Source organism: Cetobacterium sp. (genome assembly GCF_977044495.1).
This window is the reverse complement of the sequence record NZ_CDRRQU010000097.1, coordinates 1-2069: the sequence shown is the minus strand read 5'-3', so window position 1 is coordinate 2069 and position 2069 is coordinate 1. Positions and strand designations below refer to the sequence as shown.

Annotated in this window: 4 protein-coding genes; all 4 read left to right on the top strand. The window is 26.4% G+C overall.

Annotated elements, in window-relative coordinates; all coding sequences use genetic code 11:
* A partial coding sequence (locus ACWI69_RS12125) for a phage replisome organizer N-terminal domain-containing protein (protein WP_448822091.1) occupies window positions 1–368 on the top strand: 368 nt, incomplete at its 5' end.
* Entirely contained in the window at window positions 340–1161 is an 822-nt protein-coding gene (locus ACWI69_RS12120; RefSeq protein ID WP_448822090.1) for an ATP-binding protein, read from the top strand. The genes ACWI69_RS12125 and ACWI69_RS12120, both read left to right, overlap by 29 nt.
* Window positions 1162–1243: 82 nt before the next feature.
* A complete protein-coding gene (locus ACWI69_RS12115; RefSeq protein WP_448822089.1) occupies window positions 1244–1549 on the top strand; it encodes a ParB/RepB/Spo0J family partition protein in 306 nt (101 codons plus the stop codon).
* A 198-nt stretch (window positions 1550–1747) separates the two neighbouring features.
* A partial coding sequence (locus ACWI69_RS12110; RefSeq protein ID WP_448822088.1) for a relaxase/mobilization nuclease domain-containing protein occupies window positions 1748–2069 on the top strand: 322 nt, incomplete at its 3' end.

The window sequence follows — 2069 nt, the reverse complement described above, 5'->3', positions numbered from 1 at the left end:
AAAATAATCCAATGACAATTCAAAATTTTTCAAAGATTATGGGAAAATCTTATAAAAAAATAGAAAAAATTTTGAATAAATTTGTAGAATTAGAAATGCTTATAAAAGAAGGGGAAACATTTCTAATTAAGAATTGGAATGTTTATCAAAGTATTGATAAATGTGAAAAAATTAGAGAACAAGGTCGAGAGCGACAAAGAAAACATCGTGAAAAGTTAAAGATTGAAAGTGAAAAAAGTAACGTTACAGTAACGTTAGGTAACGCAGAAGAAGAGAAAAAAATAGAAGAGATAACAAAAGAAGAAAGTAAAGAAGATAATAGAAGAAAGGAGGACAAAAATGGTTTCAGAGAATACAGTTTTAACTAATGTTATGAACAGAAAATGGAAAAAGTGTGGATTCTGCAATAAAGAATTAAAACCAATTGGATTTGATTATCTTTATGAAAATGTTTCACCTGATTGTATCGAATATGAAAGATGCGATTGTGAAAAATCAAAACAATACTGGGCTAAAAAAGATAAGGAAGACTATTTGAAGATGAAAAGAGAGTATTATAGAAAGATAATAAATCAATTATATAAAGATAGTTATATGAAGAAGAATTATCAGAATATGAACTTTGAAAACTTTAATAAGGAATTAGTAAAGGATATAGCAATAAAGATTATTGAAGATTATACAGAAAAATGTATTGCAAAAAAGCAAACCAATGGACTGATAATAACAGGCACGTCAGGAGTTGGAAAAACACATTTAGCTGCAGCAATTGCTAATAAACTTATTGAAAAAGGTCAGATAGTTCTTATTGGAAGGCTTACAACTTTGTTAGATAAAATAAAAGAAACATTTGCAGATAATACCATATCCGAGAATGAATTAATAGAATTATATTCTAATATTGACATGATAATAATTGATGATCTTGGAACAGAACGAATAAGTAAATGGGCATTAGAAAAGCTTTATACAATAATTGAAAATCGCAATGAGAATAGATCACCAATAATAATTACAACTAGATTTAATAAAGATGGTTTACTTCAAAGATTTAAAGAAGGACAAGATGAAGAACTTGCTGATGCAGTAATTAATAAACTATATCAAATGTGTTATGGAGTAACACTTATAAATGAAAAAAGAGTTAGTAAAAGTCGCTAAACTAAAAATACTAACCCAATTAATTGTAAATATATTTTAATATAAAATGAAAAAAATGTAAAGAGAAAGGAAGATAAAAAATATGAAAGATTATAAAAAAGTGGTTGAAATACCAGTAGAAAAAATAAAAATAATTAGTAAAGATGTTAGATTATTAGATGATGAAAGGATGAAAAATTTTCAAGTATCATTGCAAAAAAGAGATAGGATAATTCCAGTTATAGTTACTAAAATAGGAGATGATTATATACTAGATAACTGTTTTAATAGATTTACTGCAATGAAATTATTAGGATATAAAACATTACCATGCAGAGTTATAAGTGAACGTGAAAGAGAAAGAAGAATCAAGTTTAAAAGAAGATTTTATACTCGATATGTAATTTAAATATGTATAAAAAGTGCCTGGATTAAGTAAATGATTCAGGTACTTTTTGCTTTATTATTATGTGGTAATAAGAACATAAAGAGGTACAAAAATAGGGCATTTTTTGAATTAGCAAGCAATGAATTTCTTCAGCTCGAAATTCAATATGTGGAAAATTCCCCAATCCCCTTTTTATAAAAAAATAATGGAGGTGATACGATGGCAACTACAAAAATTTGGAAGATAGAATCAAGAATAGATAATGCAATAAATTATATAAAAAATAAAGATAAAACTAAAAATGAATGTTACGAATTTGGAATGGATAAATTTGAAAATATTAGAGATGTTTTGATGTATGCAACGAATGCAGATAAAACGGAAAAACAATTTTATGTAACAGGAATTAATTGCAAGGTGGAGAATGCAGCAAAAGAAATGGAATTTGTAAAAATAATTAATGGGAAGACAGATAGAATACTTGCATTTCATGGTGAGCAATCTTTTAAAGAAGGAGAAGTAACACCAGAACTTGCTCATG